Origin of the sequence: Streptomyces sp. NPDC007346, from assembly GCF_040703535.1 — a bacterium.
Taxonomy (GTDB): domain Bacteria; phylum Actinomycetota; class Actinomycetes; order Streptomycetales; family Streptomycetaceae; genus Streptomyces.
In genome coordinates this window covers 76,824-94,039 of sequence record NZ_JBEYKR010000010.1, presented here as the reverse complement: position 1 = coordinate 94,039, position 17,216 = coordinate 76,824, and the positions used below count along the sequence as shown (strand labels likewise).

13 protein-coding genes and 1 tRNA gene are annotated in these 17,216 nt (G+C 69.6%); 8 read left to right on the top strand and 6 right to left on the bottom strand.

Features of this window, described 5'->3' with window-relative positions; all coding sequences use genetic code 11:
- Window positions 1-158: 158 nt before the first annotated feature.
- The 4 genes from AB0917_RS05665 to dnaK all read right to left on the bottom strand — a co-directional run bounded on the left by AB0917_RS05665 (window position 159) and on the right by dnaK (window position 4,403).
- A complete protein-coding gene (locus AB0917_RS05665) occupies window positions 159-611 on the bottom strand; it encodes a helix-turn-helix domain-containing protein (protein ID WP_366818176.1) in 453 nt (150 codons plus the stop codon).
- A 1-nt stretch (window position 612) separates the two neighbouring features.
- Entirely contained in the window at window positions 613-1,806 is a 1,194-nt protein-coding gene (gene dnaJ, locus AB0917_RS05660; RefSeq protein WP_366818175.1) for a molecular chaperone DnaJ, read from the bottom strand.
- Window positions 1,807-1,902: 96 nt separating this feature from the next.
- On the bottom strand, window positions 1,903-2,553 hold the full coding sequence (grpE, locus tag AB0917_RS05655) for a nucleotide exchange factor GrpE (protein ID WP_366818174.1): 651 nt from the start codon (window positions 2,551-2,553) through the stop codon (window positions 1,903-1,905).
- Entirely contained in the window at window positions 2,550-4,403 is a 1,854-nt protein-coding gene (gene dnaK / locus AB0917_RS05650) for a molecular chaperone DnaK (RefSeq protein WP_366818173.1), read from the bottom strand. Before dnaK ends, grpE begins: the two co-directional genes overlap by 4 nt.
- Before the next feature lie 337 nt (window positions 4,404-4,740).
- Between dnaK and AB0917_RS05645 the strand changes: the two genes are divergently transcribed.
- The 4 genes from AB0917_RS05645 to AB0917_RS05630 all read left to right on the top strand — a co-directional run bounded on the left by AB0917_RS05645 (window position 4,741) and on the right by AB0917_RS05630 (window position 10,861).
- A complete protein-coding gene (locus AB0917_RS05645) occupies window positions 4,741-5,730 on the top strand; it encodes a sugar transferase (RefSeq protein WP_366818172.1) in 990 nt (329 codons plus the stop codon).
- Between the two features lie 139 nt (window positions 5,731-5,869).
- Window positions 5,870-8,152, top strand: coding sequence for a (Fe-S)-binding protein (locus AB0917_RS05640; protein ID WP_366818171.1), 2,283 nt, complete (start codon window positions 5,870-5,872; stop codon window positions 8,150-8,152).
- 453 nt (window positions 8,153-8,605) lie between these two features.
- A complete protein-coding gene (locus AB0917_RS05635) occupies window positions 8,606-9,685 on the top strand; it encodes a VCBS repeat-containing protein (protein ID WP_366818181.1) in 1,080 nt (359 codons plus the stop codon).
- A gap of 144 nt (window positions 9,686-9,829) precedes the next feature.
- A complete protein-coding gene (locus AB0917_RS05630; RefSeq protein ID WP_366818170.1) occupies window positions 9,830-10,861 on the top strand; it encodes a Yip1 family protein in 1,032 nt (343 codons plus the stop codon).
- A 211-nt stretch (window positions 10,862-11,072) separates the two neighbouring features.
- On the opposite strand, the gene AB0917_RS05625 is transcribed toward AB0917_RS05630, so the two are convergent.
- Window positions 11,073-11,573 (bottom strand): phosphoribosyltransferase, encoded by a 501-nt coding sequence (locus tag AB0917_RS05625; protein ID WP_366818169.1) that lies wholly within the window; start codon window positions 11,571-11,573, stop codon window positions 11,073-11,075.
- Window positions 11,574-11,579: 6 nt separating this feature from the next.
- Window positions 11,580-12,155 carry a dCTP deaminase gene (dcd, locus tag AB0917_RS05620; protein WP_366818168.1) on the bottom strand — a complete coding sequence of 192 codons (576 nt, stop codon included), beginning with the start codon at window positions 12,153-12,155 and terminating at the stop codon, window positions 11,580-11,582.
- 980 nt (window positions 12,156-13,135) lie between these two features.
- On the opposite strand from dcd, the gene AB0917_RS05615 reads away from it, so the two are divergent.
- From AB0917_RS05615 to AB0917_RS05600, 4 genes are all read left to right on the top strand, one after another.
- Window positions 13,136-13,206 (top strand) — tRNA-Gly (locus AB0917_RS05615).
- A 1,182-nt stretch (window positions 13,207-14,388) separates the two neighbouring features.
- Window positions 14,389-15,033 carry an MBL fold metallo-hydrolase gene (locus tag AB0917_RS05610; protein WP_366818167.1) on the top strand — a complete coding sequence of 215 codons (645 nt, stop codon included), beginning with the start codon at window positions 14,389-14,391 and terminating at the stop codon, window positions 15,031-15,033.
- Window positions 15,034-15,415: 382 nt separating this feature from the next.
- Window positions 15,416-15,634: a hypothetical protein gene (locus tag AB0917_RS05605; RefSeq protein WP_031125441.1), complete on the top strand. Its 219-nt coding sequence runs from the start codon at window positions 15,416-15,418 to the stop codon at window positions 15,632-15,634.
- 303 nt (window positions 15,635-15,937) lie between these two features.
- Window positions 15,938-17,170 carry a hypothetical protein gene (locus AB0917_RS05600; protein ID WP_366818180.1) on the top strand — a complete coding sequence of 411 codons (1,233 nt, stop codon included), beginning with the start codon at window positions 15,938-15,940 and terminating at the stop codon, window positions 17,168-17,170.
- Window positions 17,171-17,216 lie beyond the last annotated feature (46 nt).

Genomic DNA, 17,216 nt, shown 5'->3' with positions numbered 1-17,216 from the left:
GTGGGCCTGGCGGGGGGAGTCAGGCGCCCCCGCGGCACCGCGGCCCCCGCCCGCGGGGCGGGGAGAGCGCATTACCGCTCTCCCGGCCCCGCTGTCCACGGATGTACGGGTCTGCTCCGTCGTCGGCTGTACAGGCCTGCTCCGTCGGCTGTACGGGTCTACTCCGTCGGCCTCTTCGGCTTCGGGCGCCAGACCACCAGCGCGCTGGTCTGCTGCACGTCCTGGTACGGCACGAGGTCGCGCCGGTACGAGGCGTGCACCTGGGCCTCGCGCTGCTGCATGGCGACCGCCGCGCCGTCCACCGCCGCCGAGAGCTCGGCGACGCGCTGCTGGAGGGCCGCGACCTGGTTCTCCAGCTCGATGATGCGCTTGATGCCCGCCAGGTTGATGCCCTCGTCCTGCGACAGCTGCTGCACGGTGCGCAGCAGCTCGATGTCGCGGGCCGAGTAGCGGCGGCCGCGCCCGGCCGTACGGTCCGGGGAGACCAGGCCGAGACGGTCGTACTGGCGCAGCGTCTGCGGGTGCAGGCCCGAGAGCTGGGCCGCGATCGAGATCACGTACACCGGTGATTCATCGGTCAGCTGGTACGGATTGCGTCGACGGCCGTCCATCTCAAGCTCCCTTCGCGGCCTGGAACAGTTCCGCCCGCGGGTCCTCGTCCGCGGTCGCCTTTCGGTAAGCCTCCAGCGCGTCCCTGCCCTCCTGGCCGAGAGAGGTGGGGACCGCCACCTCCACGGTGACCAGCAGGTCGCCCCGGGTGCCGTCCTTGCGGACCGCGCCCTTGCCCCGGGCGCGCATCGTACGCCCGTTGGGGGTGCCGGCGGGCAGTTTCAGGGTGACCGGCGGTCCGCCGAGCGTGGGCACCTTGACCTCGCCGCCGAGCGTCGCCTCGGGGAACGTGACGGGGACGGTGACCGTGAGGTTGTCGCCCTTGCGGCCGAAGACCGGGTGGGCGCCGACGTGGACGACGACGTACAGATCGCCGGCCGGTCCGCCGCGCTCGCCCGGACCGCCCTTGCCGCGCAGCCGGATCCGCTGGCCGTCGGAGACGCCCGCCGGGATCCTGACCTGCATGGTGCGGGCCGACTTGGCCCGCCCGCTGCCGTGGCAGACCTCGCAGGGGTCCTGGGCGATGAGGCCCCGGCCCTTGCAGTCCACGCAGGGGTCGGTGAGCGAGAAGCCGCCGCCCGTGCCGCGCGAGACCTGTCCGGTGCCGACGCAGGTCGGGCAGACCCTGGGGGTGCCGTTCTTGTCGCCGGTGCCGGAACACGCCTTGCAGGGCGCCTGGCTGGACATCCGCAGCGGGACCGTGGCCCCGTCGACCGCCTCGGTGAAGCTGAGCGTCACCTCGGACTCGATGTCCTGGCCGCGCCGCGGCTGGACGCGGGTGCCCGTGCCGCCGCGGTTGAACAGCCCGCCGAAGACGTCGCCGAGACCGCCCCCGCCGCCGCCGAACCCGCCGCCCGCACCGGCCTGTCCGCCGCCCGGTGCGCCCCCGCCGAAGAGGTCGCCCAGGTCGAAGTTGAAGTTGCCGCCCGCACCACCGGGGCCGGCGCGGAAGCCACCGTTGCCGAAGAGGGCGCGCGCCTCGTCGTACTCCTTGCGCCGCTTGGTGTCGCCGAGGACGTCGTTCGCCTCGGAGATCTCCTTGAAGCGCTCCTCCGCCTTGGCGTCACCCTTGTTGGCGTCGGGGTGGAACTCGCGGGCGAGCTTGCGGTACGCCTTCTTGATCTCGGCGTCGGTGGCGTCCTTGGGGACGCCGAGGACCTTGTAGTAGTCCTTCTCGACGAAGTCCTTCGTGCTCATCGACGTCCCTCCTTCCGGACGATCGGCCAAGCGGCCGGCCCGTGGGCCGGCCGCCGGGCCGGTCGGTGTGCACCCTGGTGGTCGGACGGGTTGCCGTCAGACCTCCTCGGTGCCACCGCTCTCCTCGTCGTCTGTCTTCTCTTCCTTGGCCGCCGCGGGCGTGGCGCCCGGCTGCGGCTCGGCGACGGCCACCCGCGCGGGGCGGATGGTGCGCTCGCCGATGCGATACCCCGGCTGGAGGATCGCCACGCAGGTCGTCTCGGTGACGTCCGGCGCGTAGCTGTGCATCAGGGCCTCGTGGATCGTCGGGTCGAAGGGCTCACCCTCCTTGCCGAACTGCTGGAGGCCCAGCTTCGCGACGACCGTCTCGAGCGATTCGGCGACCGACTTGAAGCCGCCGAGCAGCTCGCCGTGCTCCCGTGCGCGGCCGACGTCGTCGAGTACGGGCAGGAGCTCGGACAGGAGGTTCGCGACGGCGATCTCCTTGACCGAGACCCGGTCCCGCTCCACGCGGCGGCGGTAGTTCTGGTACTCGGCCTGGAGCCGCTGGAGGTCCGCGGTGCGCTCGCTCAGCGCGGTACGGGCCTGGTCCAGCTGTGCCGTCAGGCCGACGGTCTGGTCGGTGTCCCCGGCCGGGGCCGCCGCCTCCTCCTCGGAGGGGTCGGCAGCCTTCGGCTCGGCGTCATCAGGGGTGGCGCCGGAGGGGACGTCGGGCTTCTCCTCGAAGCCCGGAGTCTCCTCGGTCACGCCGCACCGCCCTTGGTGTCCTTCTCGTCGTCCACGATCTCGGCGTCGACGACATCGTCATCGGCCTTGGCCTGGGCGCCGCCCGGGGCCTCGGCGCCCGGCGTCGCACCCTCGGCCTGGGCGTTGGCGTACATCGCCTGACCCAGCTTCTGGGAGACGGCCGCGACCTTCTCGGTGGCCGTACGGATCTCGGCGGTGTCCTCGCCCTTGAGCTTCTCCTTCAGCTCGCCGACAGCGGTCTCCACCTCCGTCCTGACGTCCGCGGGGACCTTGTCCTCGTTGTCCTTGAGGAACTTCTCCGTCTGGTAGACGAGCTGCTCGCCCTGGTTGCGCGACTCGGCGGCCTCGCGGCGGGCGTGGTCCTCCTCCGCGTACTTCTCGGCCTCTTCGCGCATCCGGTTGACCTCGTCCTTCGGCAGCGAGGAGCCACCGGTGACGGTCATCTTCTGCTCCTTGCCGGTGCCGAGGTCCTTGGCGGCGACGTGCATGATGCCGTTGGCGTCGATGTCGAAGGCGACCTCGATCTGCGGCACACCGCGCGGGGCCGGCGGCAGACCGGTCAGCTCGAACATCCCGAGCTTCTTGTTGTACGCCGCGATCTCGCGCTCGCCCTGGTAGACCTGGATCTGCACGGACGGCTGGTTGTCCTCGGCCGTCGTGAAGATCTCGGAGCGCTTGGTCGGGATCGTGGTGTTGCGCTCGATGAGCTTGGTCATGATCCCTCCCTTGGTCTCGATACCGAGGGAGAGCGGGGTGACGTCGAGGAGCAGGACGTCCTTGACCTCGCCCTTGAGGACACCGGCCTGGAGCGAGGCGCCGATGGCGACGACCTCGTCCGGGTTGACGCTCTTGTTGGCCTCCTGGCCGCCCGTGAGCTCCTTGACCAGCTCGGTGACGGCCGGCATACGCGTGGAGCCACCGACGAGAACGACGTGGTCGATCTCGGAGAGCTGGATGCCCGCGTCCTTGATGACGTTGTGGAACGGGGTCTTGCAGCGGTCCAGGAGGTCCGCCGTCAGCTGCTGGAACTGCGAGCGCGTGAGCTTCTCGTCCAGGTGCAGCGGGCCCTCGGCCGACGCCGTGATGTAGGGCAGGTTGATCGTGGTCTCGGTCGAGGACGAGAGCTCGATCTTCGCCTTCTCCGCGGCCTCGCGGAGACGCTGGAGAGCCATCTTGTCCTTGGACAGGTCCACGCCGTGCCCGTTGGCGAACTGCTTCACCAGGTAGTCGACGACGCGCTGGTCCCAGTCGTCACCACCGAGCTGGTTGTCACCGTTGGTGGCCTTCACCTCGACGACGCCGTCACCGATCTCCAGGAGCGACACGTCGAAGGTGCCGCCACCGAGGTCGAAGACGAGGATCGTCTGGTCGTCCTTGTCCAGTCCGTACGCCAGGGCGGCGGCGGTCGGCTCGTTGACGATGCGCAGGACGTTGAGGCCCGCGATCTCACCGGCCTCCTTGGTCGCCTGACGCTCGGAGTCGTTGAAGTACGCCGGGACGGTGATGACCGCGTCGGTCACCTTCTCGCCCAGGTAGGACTCGGCGTCCCGCTTCAGCTTCTGCAGGATGAAGGCGCTCATCTGCTGCGGGTTGAAGCTCTTGCCGTCGAGGTCGATCTTCCAGTCCGTGCCCATGTGGCGCTTGACGGAGCGGATGGTCCTGTCGACGTTGGTGACCGCCTGGCGCTTGGCCACCTCGCCTACGAGCACCTCGCCGTTCTTGGCGAAGGCGACGACGGACGGCGTGGTCCTGGCGCCTTCGGCGTTGGTGATGACGGTGGGCTCGCCGCCTTCGAGAACGCTGACGACGGAGTTAGTCGTGCCCAGGTCGATGCCGACCGCACGTGCCATTTCAATTCCTCCAACTGACAACTGACTACTTGAGTGGATCTGACTCAAGAATGCACGACACCGCCTCCGGAGTCAACAGACCTGAGTCGGCTGGACTCAACTTAAGTGCACAAGGCTGCCGCCATCGCGCTTCTCCTCCGCCCCACGGTCGCGCCCAAGCACGCCACGCCCCTCGCACACCGCCCAACCCACCATCCCACCGTGGGATCGTTCTGTCACAAAATGCCGCGAGACGGTCACAAACGTCATTAACGTCATCGATCGGCAACCACCGGCACCATCACCATCGGACTCCGAACCCCGGGCGGGCGCGATGCGGAACGCGAGACAGCGGCGCGTGCGGCAGAAGAACCAGAGGAAGAAGCAGCAGAAGCAGCAGCGACAGCCCCAGAGCCAGGGCCAGGGCCTGAAGGAGAGCCAGAGCCAGGACCGGGGCCAGGACCTGAAGAAGCAGGCACAGCCACAGGCGCAGGCGCAGGCGCAGGCCCAGCAGCGACCCCCGGCCCGGACGGGCCACCAGGCACCGCCGCCACCCCCGCGCCCCGGCCCGCCCGAGCCCCGCTCGCAGCCGCGCACCCCGGTCCCGTACGAGCCACCGGCGTACGCCCCATCGGCGCACGCCCCCGGTCCGTACGCCCCTAATCCGTACGCCCCCGATCCGTACGCCCCCACACCCCCCACCCCCCGAAGGCGCCCCCCGCACCCCCCGACCGGCACCGCCAGGGGCCACTTCCCCTCGCGTCCCGCCGCACGCCTGGCGGGGATCAGGGACCGGGCCGAGCGCCTCGCCGAGCGCCTCGCCCCCCGCGCGTCCGCCGAACGGGCGCTCGACCTGGTCCTCGGCACCGCCCTCCTGGTCGCGACCGCCCCCGCGGTCGCCGTCGGGGCCCTCGTCCTGGCGCTCCGGCGAGGGCCCGGCGGCGTATGGGAACGCAGTCCCCGTACGGGCCTGGGGGGCCGGGTCTTCACGCTGCGCTCCCTGCGCACGCGCCGGCTCCGGCTCGACCTGCTCTCCCGGCTCCCCCAGGTCGTCCGGGGCGACCTCTCCCTCGTAGGACCGGCCCCGCTGCCCCCGGGCGACCCGCGCGCCGCACGGCCGGGGGCCCGGCAGTGGCGGCACGAACTGCGGCCGGGGCTGACCGGACCGGCGCAGGTGCGCGCCCGCTCCGGCATGCCGTGGGACGACCCCGCCCTGCTGGACCAGCACTACGCAGAGCACCATGGAGTCGTGCTCTACCTGGCGGTCCTTGCCGAAGCCGTACGCGCCCCCCTGCGGACGGCCCCCCGCAAAGCGCCCCCGACGACGGCACAACCAAGGCACACCTGAGCGACACAGATCACCGCCCGCCCGGCTACAGCGGGGTGGAATAAGTGGATAGTGTCAGCACAGACTAATTAAGTTACTGCTTAGTAGTAGTGGGTAGACCTAACCGGATCCCGCTCTCGCAGGCCCGAGGAGCCCCGAAATGCAACTCGCCGCGATCATCGTGTCGCTGGTTCTGATGGTGGTCGGCGCAGCGCTGTTCGTCCGAGCCATCGCGCAGATCTACCGCTTCGTGCGGCTCGGCCAGAACGTACCCGCCGGCACCCGCACCGACGAACCCGTGCAGCGCACGGTGACAGTGGCCAAGGAGTTCCTCGGCCACACCAGGATGAACCGCTGGGGCATCGTCGGAGTGGCGCACTGGTTCGTCGCAGTGGGCTTCTTCGCGCTGCTGCTGACGATCGTCAACGCCATCGGCCAGCTCTTCCAGGCCGACTGGCTGATCCCGATCATCGGCGACTGGCTGCCGTACGAGATCTTCACCGAGTTCCTCGGTCTGATGACGACGCTCGGCATCCTGACCCTCATCGTCATCCGGCAGCTGAACCGTCCCGGCGGGGCGGGCCGCAAGTCCCGCTTCAGCGGGTCCAACACCGGCCAGGCGTACTTCGTCGAGACCGTCATCCTCATCGTCGGCCTCTGCATCATGACGCTGCGCGCGCTGGAGGGGGTGCAGCACGGCGTCGACAGCTGGGAGATCGGCTTCTTCGCCTCGTACCCGCTGATCGCGGCGTTGCAGGGCCTGGACCTCAGCACCATCCAGAACCTGACCTACCTGGTCGCGATGATCAAGATCGCCACCTCCTTCATCTGGATGATCACGGTCGCGCTCAAGACCGACATGGGTGTCGCCTGGCACCGCTTCCTCGCCTTCCCCAACATCTGGTTCAAGCGGAACGCCGACGGCGACGTCGCGCTCGGCGCGCTGCTGCCGATGACCTCGGGCGGCAAGGAGATCGACTTCGAGGACCCGGGCGAGGACGACACCTTCGGTGTCTCCCAGGTCGAGCAGTTCTCCTGGAAGGGCATCCTCGACTTCTCCACCTGCACCGAGTGCGGCCGCTGCCAGTCGCAGTGCCCCGCGTGGAACACCGGCAAGCCGCTCTCGCCGAAGCTCCTGATCATGTCGCTGCGCGACCACGCGCACGCCAAGGCCCCCTACCTCCTGGCCGGTGGCGGCAAGGACATGGAGGGCAACGAGAAGGCCACCGAGGAGCAGCTCAAGGACGTTCCCGCGGCCGCCCTCGCCGAGGCCGAGCGCCCGCTGATCGGCACCGTCGAGGAGAACGGCGTCATCGACCCGGACGTGCTCTGGTCCTGCACCACCTGCGGTGCGTGCGTGGAGCAGTGCCCGGTCGACATCGAGCACGTCGACCACATCGTCGACATGCGCCGCTACCAGGTGATGATCGAGTCCGCGTTCCCGTCCGAGGCGGGCACGATGCTCAAGAACCTGGAGAAGAAGGGCAACCCCTGGGGGCTGGCGAAGAAGGCGCGCGTGGAGTGGACCAAGGAGGTCGACTTCGAGGTTCCGATCGTCGGGAAGACCGTCGAGGACCTCACCGAGGTCGACTACCTGTACTGGGTCGGCTGCGCGGGCGCCCTGGAGGACCGGGCCAAGAAGACCACCAAGGCCTTCGCGGAGCTGCTGCACATCGCGGGCGTCAAGTTCGCGATCATGGGCGGCGACGAGAAGTGCACGGGTGACTCCGCCCGCCGCCTGGGCAACGAGCCGCTGTTCCAGCAGCTCGGCCAGGAGAACGTCGCGATGCTGAACATGGCGTACGGCGAGTCCTTCGACGACGAGGGCAACGTCGAGCCCGAGACGAAGAAGCCCAAGTCGTCGAAGAAGATCGTCGCGACCTGCCCGCACTGCTTCAACACGATCGCGAACGAGTACCCGCAGCTCGGCGGCGAGTACGAGGTCATCCACCACACGCAGCTGCTCCAGCACCTCATCGACGAGGGCAGGCTGATCCCGGTGACGCCGGTCGAGGGCCTGATCACGTACCACGACCCGTGCTACCTGGGCCGTCACAACAAGATCTACACCCCGCCGCGCGAGATCATCGCGAAGGTCCCGGGGCTGCGGAACGAGGAGATGCACCGCCACAAGGAGCGCGGCTTCTGCTGCGGCGCCGGTGGTGCCCGGATGTGGATGGAGGAGCGGATCGGCAAGCGCGTCAACAACGAGCGCGTCGAGGAGGCCCTCGCCCTCAACCCGGACATCGTCTCGACCGCCTGCCCGTTCTGCCTCGTCATGCTGACGGACTCGGTCAACGGCAAGAAGAACGACGGCCAGGCCAAGGAGTCCATCCAGGTCGTGGACGTCTCGCAGCTCCTCCTGGAGTCGGTGAAGACCCCGGCCGACCCGGCGGGCGAGCCGGAGCAGGTGGACGCGCCGGAGCCGGAACCGGCAAAGTGACGTAACGCGTCAGCGCGCTGAGCGGCCGGACCTGCCTCGGGGGCAGGACCGGCCGCTTTTCCGTGCTCGGACTCGGGGCCGGGCTCGGGGGCCGGGGTACGGTCCCGCTCCACACCGGCCCCGGGGGCACGTCGCGTGTGAGCCTGGGCATGTACGCGCGGACAGATCTGGAGCATCATGTGCCCCGGAGAAGACCGCCGGCCCGGAACGCTCCCCTCCGCCGCCCGGCAGACGCCCCACCACGCGCCACCACGCGCCACCACGCGCCCAGAGCCCCGAACGGCCAACGGCCAACGGCCAACACCAGACGACGAACGACCAACGACGGACGACGAACGAGACCCCGTGCGCACACGCATCACGCACCCGCAGCCGGCGACCAGCGCCAGGGCCGGCGACAGGTCCAGGGCCAAGGCCAGGGCCAGGGCCGCCCTCACCGCAGGCTGCGCCGGTCTGCTGCTCGTCCTCACGGGCTGCGACAGCTCCCCGGCCTCCGCCCCGCCCGCCTCCTCCTCCACCACCACCGCCGCCCACGCCAAGAACGGCGACAGCGCACCGGCCCCCCGCATCCCCGTACCGCGCGGCGAGGGCAGCCGTGTCCCGTACGACTTCAACGGCGACGGCCACCAGGACCTGGTCATCAACGACCTGGTGAAGGCCCCCGAGGACCTGCACGGCGACGACGCGGGCGTGGGCATCGTGTACGGCACCGAGGGCAGCCCCCTGGACCCGGCCGCCCGCCAGCTGCTGAACGCACGCGCCAACGCGGCGAAGTCCGGCGACACCCTGCCCGCCGCGTTCGACGCCGAGGCAGCGTGCGACCTGGACCAGGACGGCTTCACGGACCTGGTCGTCTCCACCGACCCCCCGTACAACGGCATCGGCGCCCCGCCCGTCCCCCTCCAGATCCTCTTCGGCTCACCGGAGGGCCTGGCCGGCAGGGCGGTCACCGTACGCATCCCGGCGCAGGCCCGGTTCGGCGACGAGTGGCCCGAGCACCCGGTCTGCGGCGACTTCGACGGCGACGGCACCACGGACCTCGCGGTCACGGCGAGCGGCGGCCGGATCTCCTTCCTGCGCGGCCCCTTCACCCGCGCCGGAGCCCCGGGCGGCGCGGAACTGCTGCCGGACGGCGGCCCGTACCTGTACGCCCCCGAACCTCAACCTCAGGCCGACACCAGCACCGGCACCGGCACCGGCACCCGTGGCTACGACGACCTTGTCGCCACCACCCGTCCGCACACCCCCGGCAAGGCGGACGAGGGCACCCTGCTGCTGGGCTCGCCGGACGGCCCGGCCCGCCCCGGCGGCGCGTACACCTTCGCGGCGGAGAGACTCCCCGAGGCCCCCCTCCGTACGAAGGGCGCCACCCGCACCGCGCTCCTGTCCCACGGAGACTTCGACGGCGACAGGAAGGCGGACACGGTGGTCCGGACGTACCGCGGCGAACGCCAGGACCTGATCGCGCTGTACGCGGCGGGCGCCACGGACGACCCGGTGCTGACGTTCTCCACAGCACTGTTCCTCCCCTGAGCCCGCCCCCCGTCTCCCTAAGCCCCTGGCCTCCCTGAACTCCCCCTCGTACGCCCCCTAGGGGATGTCACAGCTCGGCCGCAATGGCGGACGGGCTCCCCCGCTCCCCCCACCACACTTGCGGGGACCAGGTACGTTCGACGGGTGGCTGGATTCAGGATCGGACGCGGCCGGGACAACCGCACCCCGCAACAACCGCAGCAGCAGCGGCAGCAGCCGTACGGAGGGCAGGCACCACAGCCCCCGTACGGAGCCCAGCCGTGGCCGACGGCAGGAGGCGGCGGCAACGGCGCGGCGCCCCCGCCGTACGGAGCCCCCCAGGGCGCCCCGTACAACACCGGCGGCGGCTACGCGGGCAGCGGGCACGACGACAGACACGGCGGTCACGGCGGGCACGACGGGTACGGGCAGGGCTCTCGCGCCCCCCGCGGCGGCCACCAGGGCGGACACCACGGCGGCCAGGGCCCTCACGGGCACGGCGAGCCGGAGTATTTCGGCGACCCCTACGCCGACCCCGCGCCCCATGACCCGTACGCCAACAACCCGGGCCACACGCAGGCGTTCAGCATCGGCGACGACCCGTACGGCGACGGCAGCACCTACCAGGCCGGTTCCGCCCCCGCCCAGCCCGCCGGCCCGCGGCTGGCCTGGAAGGAGCTGCTGACCGGCATCGTGACGCGCCCCGGGCCGACGTTCTGGCAGATGCGGGACTACGCGGTGTGGGGCCCGGCGCTGATCGTCACGTTCCTCTACGGCCTGCTCGCGCTGTTCGGCTTCGACCAGGCGCGCGAGGAGGCGATCAAGGCCCCGGTCGGAACGACCGTCCCGTACGCCCTCTTCACCGGCGTCGGCTTCGTCATCGGCGGCCTGGTCCTCGGCGCGGTGACGCACACCCTGGCACGGCAGCTCGGCGGGACGGGCTCGTGGCAGCCGACGGTGGGCCTGTCGATGCTGATCATGTCGATCACCGACGCCCCGCGGCTGCTCTTCGCCGTCTTCCTGGGCGGCGAGAACTCCCTGGTCCAGATCATGGGCTGGCTGACCTGGCTGGCGGCCGGCGCGCTGTTCACGTCGATGGTGAGCAAGTCGCACGACCTGCCGTGGCCGAAGGCGCTGGGAGCGTCGGCGATCCAGCTGCTCGCACTGCTGTCGATCATCAAGCTGGGCACGATCTGAGCGACCGCGCGAAAGGGCCCCTGGAGCGCTGTTCGCGCTCCGGGGGCCTTTTCACGACTTGATGGGGTTCTCGCATGCAACCGTGCAACTTTGCCGGAACGACGGAGCCCTGCCGACCTACGCGGCTCTACGGACCCACGGACCGGATCCACAGACCCACGGATCCACGGGCCGGATCTACGGACCCACGGACCCACGCCCCACGGATGAGCTACGCGTCCAGAACCTGCCCGGACCGCCGAACGACGGGCTTCTCGACGCTCCAGGGGAAGTTGATCCACTGGTCGGTCTTCTTCCACACGTACTCGCACTTCACGAGGGAGTGGGGCTTCTCGTAGATGACGGCGCTGCGGACCTCGGCGACGTGGTCGACGCAGAAGTCGTGGACGAGCTTCAGCGTCTTGCCGGTGTCGGCGACGTCGTCGGCGATGAGGACCTTCTTCTCCGAGAAGTCGATCGCGTTGGGCACGGGCGCCAGCATGACCGGCATCTCCAGGGTCGTCCCGACCCCGGTGTAGAACTCCACATTGACGAGGTGGATGTTCTTGCAGTCGAGCGCGTAGGCGAGCCCACCGGCGACGAAGACGCCACCGCGAGCGATGCTGAGGACGACATCGGGCTCGTACCCGTCGTCGGCGACGGTCTGCGCCAACTCGCGCACGGCCCGCCCGAACCCCTCGTACGTAAGGTTTTCCCGCACGTCACCGGTCATGGGACATCACACCTGGGTCCGATGGAAGTTCTGGAACGACCGCGAGGCCGTCGGCCCCCGCTGCCCCTGGTACCGCGACTCGTACCGCTCGGAGCCGTAGGGGAACTCGGAGGGCGAGGTCAGCTTGAACATGCACAGCTGCCCGATCTTCATGCCCGGCCAGAGCTTTATCGGCAGGGTCGCGAGGTTCGACAGCTCCAGGGTGACGTGCCCGGAGAACCCGGGATCGATGAACCCGGCCGTGGAGTGCGTGACGAGCCCGAGCCGCCCGAGCGAACTCTTCCCCTCCAGCCGCGAGGCCAGGTCGTCGGGGAGCGAGATCACCTCGTACGTGGACGCCAGCACGAACTCCCCGGGGTGGAGGATGAACGCCTCGTCCCCCTCCGGCTCGACCGTGCGGGTCAGGTCAGGCTGCTCGACGGCGGGGTCGATGTGCGGGTACCGGTGGTTCTCGAACACCCGGAAGTAGCGGTCCAGCCGCACGTCGATGCTCGACGGCTGCACCATCGAAGGGTCGTACGGATCGATACGGACTCGCCCGGCGTCGATCTCGGCCCGGATGTCCTTGTCTGAGAGAAGCACGCCCCGAGGATACGCAGAAGCCACGACCCCACCCCAACCGGACCACCGGGGAACGCCTACCGCCGACGCTGGCGGGGGCGGGGGCGGCGACGACCGGGGCGGCGGGGGGCTCGGGGGGCGGTGACGACCGGGGCGGCGGGGGCGGGGGCGGCGAGGACCGGGGCGACGAGGGCTCGGGGGGCGGTGACGACTGGGGCGGCTGGGGGCGGGGAGAGGCGAGGGCGCCAGGGGTGGCGGGGGTGGCACGGGTCGGAGCCGGCGAGGGGCCGGAGGAGCGGTGACGACCAGGGCGGCGAGAGGCCGGAGGGGCGGTGACGACCGGGGCGACCACGACCGGGCGGCGACGACCGAGGGCGGGGGCCGACGACGGGACCCGGAGGGCGTACCGCGGAATCGGGGGACGCGCGCGGCGGAATCGGAAGGTGTACGGCGGGCCCGGAAGGTCGACGGCGGGAGCGGGAAGGCTGGCAGCAAGCTCCGTAGGGCCAGCGGCGGGAGCTGGAGGGCGTTCGGCGGGAACCGGAAGGTGTGCAGCGGGGCGGAGCCCGCCGAACACCCTCCCCGCGCTCCCTACCGCTTCTCGAACCCCACAGGAACGGCCTGCCGCAACCGGGCGCACCGAGGGCACCGGAGCAACCGCCCCGGCCCGATCCGGTCGGCCCCGAGCTGCTGCATCGGGAACGACGAGGTAGCGAAAACGTGCCCTTCGGCACAGCGGACGACGGTGCGCTCCATCGACTCCATCAAGTCCCTTCCCCAACCACATATGGACGAGAAAGCCACATTAGGGGATGAGCGGGACGCCACCGCAAGCGGCACTCCGACCCCTCACGCTACGCCCCCAACTCCCGCCCACCCCAACCGCGTCCACACCCTCCACCACACGGGACACAGGACGAAGAGGCCCCACGGCTCATCCACCGGGGGCCTGACATGGGGTACAGTGTGTGACGATGCAGCGCCGATGATCGGCATGCTTCGCGGGTGTAGTTTAATGGTAGAACATGAGCTTCCCAAGCTCAGAGCGCGAGTTCGATTCTCGTCACCCGCTCTTCTTCGAAGCCCCAGGTCAGCGACCTGGGGCTTCTATTGTCTAGACCTCTCAGGGCTCGCGTGCCATTCGCGTGCCATAGGCGCCGTAACGGGGCATCAGATCGTGTCTCGAATGCGCGGCGTGCGGCCCTCTTGCGCCGCGCCACATGCGGGGCGACCGGAGGCGCAGGCCGGCGGTCACAGGGTTCTGCCACCAGAGCCTCCGGAGGCTCGATCACTGGACGTAGCGGCGCATCGTGACCGGCCGGCCGGTGGCCTGCCCGTGGGCGGCGAGGCCGGCGAAGAACTCCACGTCCTCGCTCATGAGCAGGTCGTCCCGGTATCCGCCGACGTGGTGGAAGGCGTCGGAGGTGCAGAACTGGTCGACTCCCTGGGCTATCCCCGCGCCGGGTGCGGATGTGGTCCCAGTACGCGCACAGCACGCGGGCGCCGAGGCGTTCGGGCGTGTAGAGCGGTGGGATGGCGCCGCCGACTTGCCCCGCGTCCTTGGCGGCAGCAGCAGCGGCGGCGACCGCCTCCAGGGGCAGTGCCACGTCCGCGTCGGTGATGAAGAGCGTCCGCTGTCGGCGGCACACGCCGGGGATCAGCCGTCAAGGACGCTTGTTGTCGCACAGTTCAAGCAGGTCGCAATGATGTTCGCCGGAACTCTCACCGTTCGGCGTCGCCGGCAGCTGGGTCCCCGCCCTGCGCCCGCTCAGATGAGGTGGTCGCGGGCCCTGGTCGTGGGTGCATCGCATCACACCAATGTCTGCCCCGAACGCCCTCGCCTCCGTCACGTGGCGGGTACTGCCAAAGGACCTCTCAGGGTGCCTGGCAGCGCCACACCACCGGGGCTCCAACCGACACCGCCCTGTGGATCGAGCTCTGCCCTGGCGATGACCCCGACGTGGAAACGGCGGGTAAATCGTTGCGACTGGCCTTCGTCGCCGCGTTATAGCGCACGCCGCTGCGGCATCGGGCGACCCTGATCCTGCGGGACATCCTCGGTTCCTCCGCCCGCGAAGCAGGCGGACGAGAAGCCGCGCCGTCGGGGCACCAGTTCCCCTAATCCGTCAGAAGCCATCCGGGCGCAGATCAGCACTCACGACCCCTCATGATGCTGAATCAGTCGTACGCCAGAAATGAGCCATTCCATTTAAGTCACACCGGACCCACTCATCTGATCATCTACGATGAAAACATGACAGCATACACAGGTGTAGCCCCAGGGGTTCGCAAGCTCTCCAGACTAACCATCAGGAAGGTCTCCGTAGGACGTGGCGACAACAACTGTTATCTACTGCAGTGCCATTCGACCGGGCAACAGTTGATGATCGACGCAGCGAATGAACCGGAAGTCTTACTCGACTTCTGCGATCGTCGCTTGGAAGCTGTCGTGACCACTCATCAGCATTGGGACCACTGGGAGCATGCCCTTGCAGCAGTAGTTGAGGCCACAGGCGCCATGGCTTTCGCCGGCGAGCCTGATGTACCAGGTATCGCTGTGCCCACTGACGTTCCGTTGCACGACGGCGACATCGTAACCTGTGGTGCATTCGAGTTGAGGGTAATACGACTGACCGGCCACACCCCGGGGAGCGTTGCGCTGCTGTACGACGACCCGGACGGTCATCCACACCTCTTCACCGGTGACTCACTGTTTCCTGGCGGGTTGGGAAACACCTTCGGTGACACCGACGCATTCGCCTCCCTCTTCAAGGATGTCGAGGAAAAGATCTTCAACAATTTGCCCGACGAGACGTGGGTTTACCCGGGACACGGCCGGGACACAACACTCGGCACGGAACGGCCTTCACTCGCCGAATGGCGGGCACGCGGCTGGTAAGTGCTGCTCACACTTCGAGGAACACTGGGGCACCGTGAGGCCATTGCCTGGAAGATGACCGGACACCCTCGGCAGAGCCCTTCTCCTGGTAGCCCCTTTGAGCCTCCGGCTCATATTCGAGGCCCGTCCTGTCCTCAACTTCGGGGCATGACGCGACGACGTCCTTCTCGTCTTCCCTCGCAGGGAGCCGAGTTAGGTACGGCAGCACCGTTCGTTCCACGGCTCGGCGACCTCGCCACGGACGGCGCTCGCGATGGCCGTGTCGGGGTCGTGGTCGCTGTCGCTCTCCCCGGTGAGGGCTCCGCTACGACGTACCGCCTACGTCCGCCCGGGGGCGGGGGCCCCGTGGTCCGCGCCCGCTGACGGGACGACGCTCAGCCCCGTGCCGGTGAGGGCCACCCACGCCACGCTCTCGGCCGGACGGGACGCGGTCTACGACGCGCGGGCCAGGCAGGGATCGGTTCCCATCGAGTTCCACTTGGATGACGGCTCGACCCTCGATGGCGCGCTCATCCTCACCTCTGTCGAGCTGGAGTGGCTGCACCAGCAGACCAGCCGCCTCGTCGACGCACACGGACGGGCCCTCGGCGGCACCCCGTGACCGGGCCTCGGCGACGCCACGCCCGAAAAGCCGCGCCGCGCTCCGTACGCCCCGAAAGCGGAGGCATCGCGCTCACGCTTCTGGCGGTCGCCGGCCTGGTGGGACCGGCCTGGGCACTGCGTGAGCAGGCCGTCCCGCTCCTCAACGTCCTCGGTCACCAGCCCGCCGCCGTCTCAACGGACGCGAGCCCGCCCTCCGACCGCTGACTCCGCTCCGCTGTCCGGGTCGTTCACCCCACCTTCCCGGCCAACAAAGCCTGCCATGCACCCGGAACATCCAGGCGTGATTCTCCAGGGAGAGATCATGGACATCCCGTACATCGTCATCGACCAGCTCACCCCCGACCAACAGCAGGTCTGGAAGACCTACTTTGGCGACGCCGACCGACCCCGCTACATCGAGGAAGGCATCTGGCGCCGTACGCAGGAGAAGGCCACGGCCGAACAGAGCGGCTGGACGGCTGCCGACGACGCCCGGCGGCGGATCATCCACTACCGCTACCGGTACGGTCTGGTCCCCACCACCGCCGCGCCGGCCATCGGCCTGACCGACCTGTACCTCTACCACTCCGCTACCGCTCCAGCGGATGAGATCGACGCGCACCACGACGCCTTGCGGGACTCGCTGGCCACCGGCGGCTGGAAGGAGGCTCCCGGTGGATTCTTATGGACACGCCGGGATCTGAAGTGCCGGATCACCGAGCACGACGCCCACCCCCAGGAAGCGGCGGCGGGCCGTACCCTCCCCGTCGGCTACCGGAGCCTGGACGTGCAGATCGCCTCGGTGTCCTACGCGCCGCCGCCCGCTGTCCGACAGCTGCCGTGGAACGTCCTCTCCACCGGTATCAGGTGCAAGGACCGCCCCGGTACGCCGACCCGCGTCCCGGACCTGTCCGTCCTCGCGGACCTGCTGCCGTTCCAGGTGGAGATCGGCTGTGGTACGTCGGTCGAGGCGGGCATCCCGCCCCTGCACCGGCTCCATGAGATCTATCGAGTGACCGACCGCCAGGGCCACGAGCCGAGGGAACACCGCTTTACTCTCTCCCCGACCGCGGACACGCTCCTCCACGAGGTGCTGACGGAGCCGGAGGAGAAGACTGCGGAATTCGTGGAGATGTTCCGCGCCTGCTTCCTGGCCGAACCGACTCCGGCCATGTGGGCGCTGAAGGAGCTGATGGACGCCGGGCACCTCGTCGGCCCGGTCATCACCAACAACTTCGACGTGCTCGCGGCGCGCGCCGGGCTCGACGAGTGCTTCATGCGCCGCTACGACCAGGCCGTACCCGACGTCGAGCGGGTGGACGGCGCCAAGGCCCTCCTCGTCGTCGGCCTGCACGCCGACCGACGCAAGGTCCAGGCACGCGCCCGCGCTCGCGGCATGCAGGTCGTCTACCTGGACCCGGAGGGCTTCTGGCGCGACGGCCAGTTCATGCCGTACCCGCTGGAAGGCCCCCAGGGCGGCGCCCTGGTGTGCCGGGCGACCGCCGCCGAGGCACTGCCCGCCCTCGTCAACCTGCTCAAACAGCACGCTGGTTGATCCACCTGCACGAAGAGGGTCGCGCCGGGTGTTGGCGCTAGCGTGA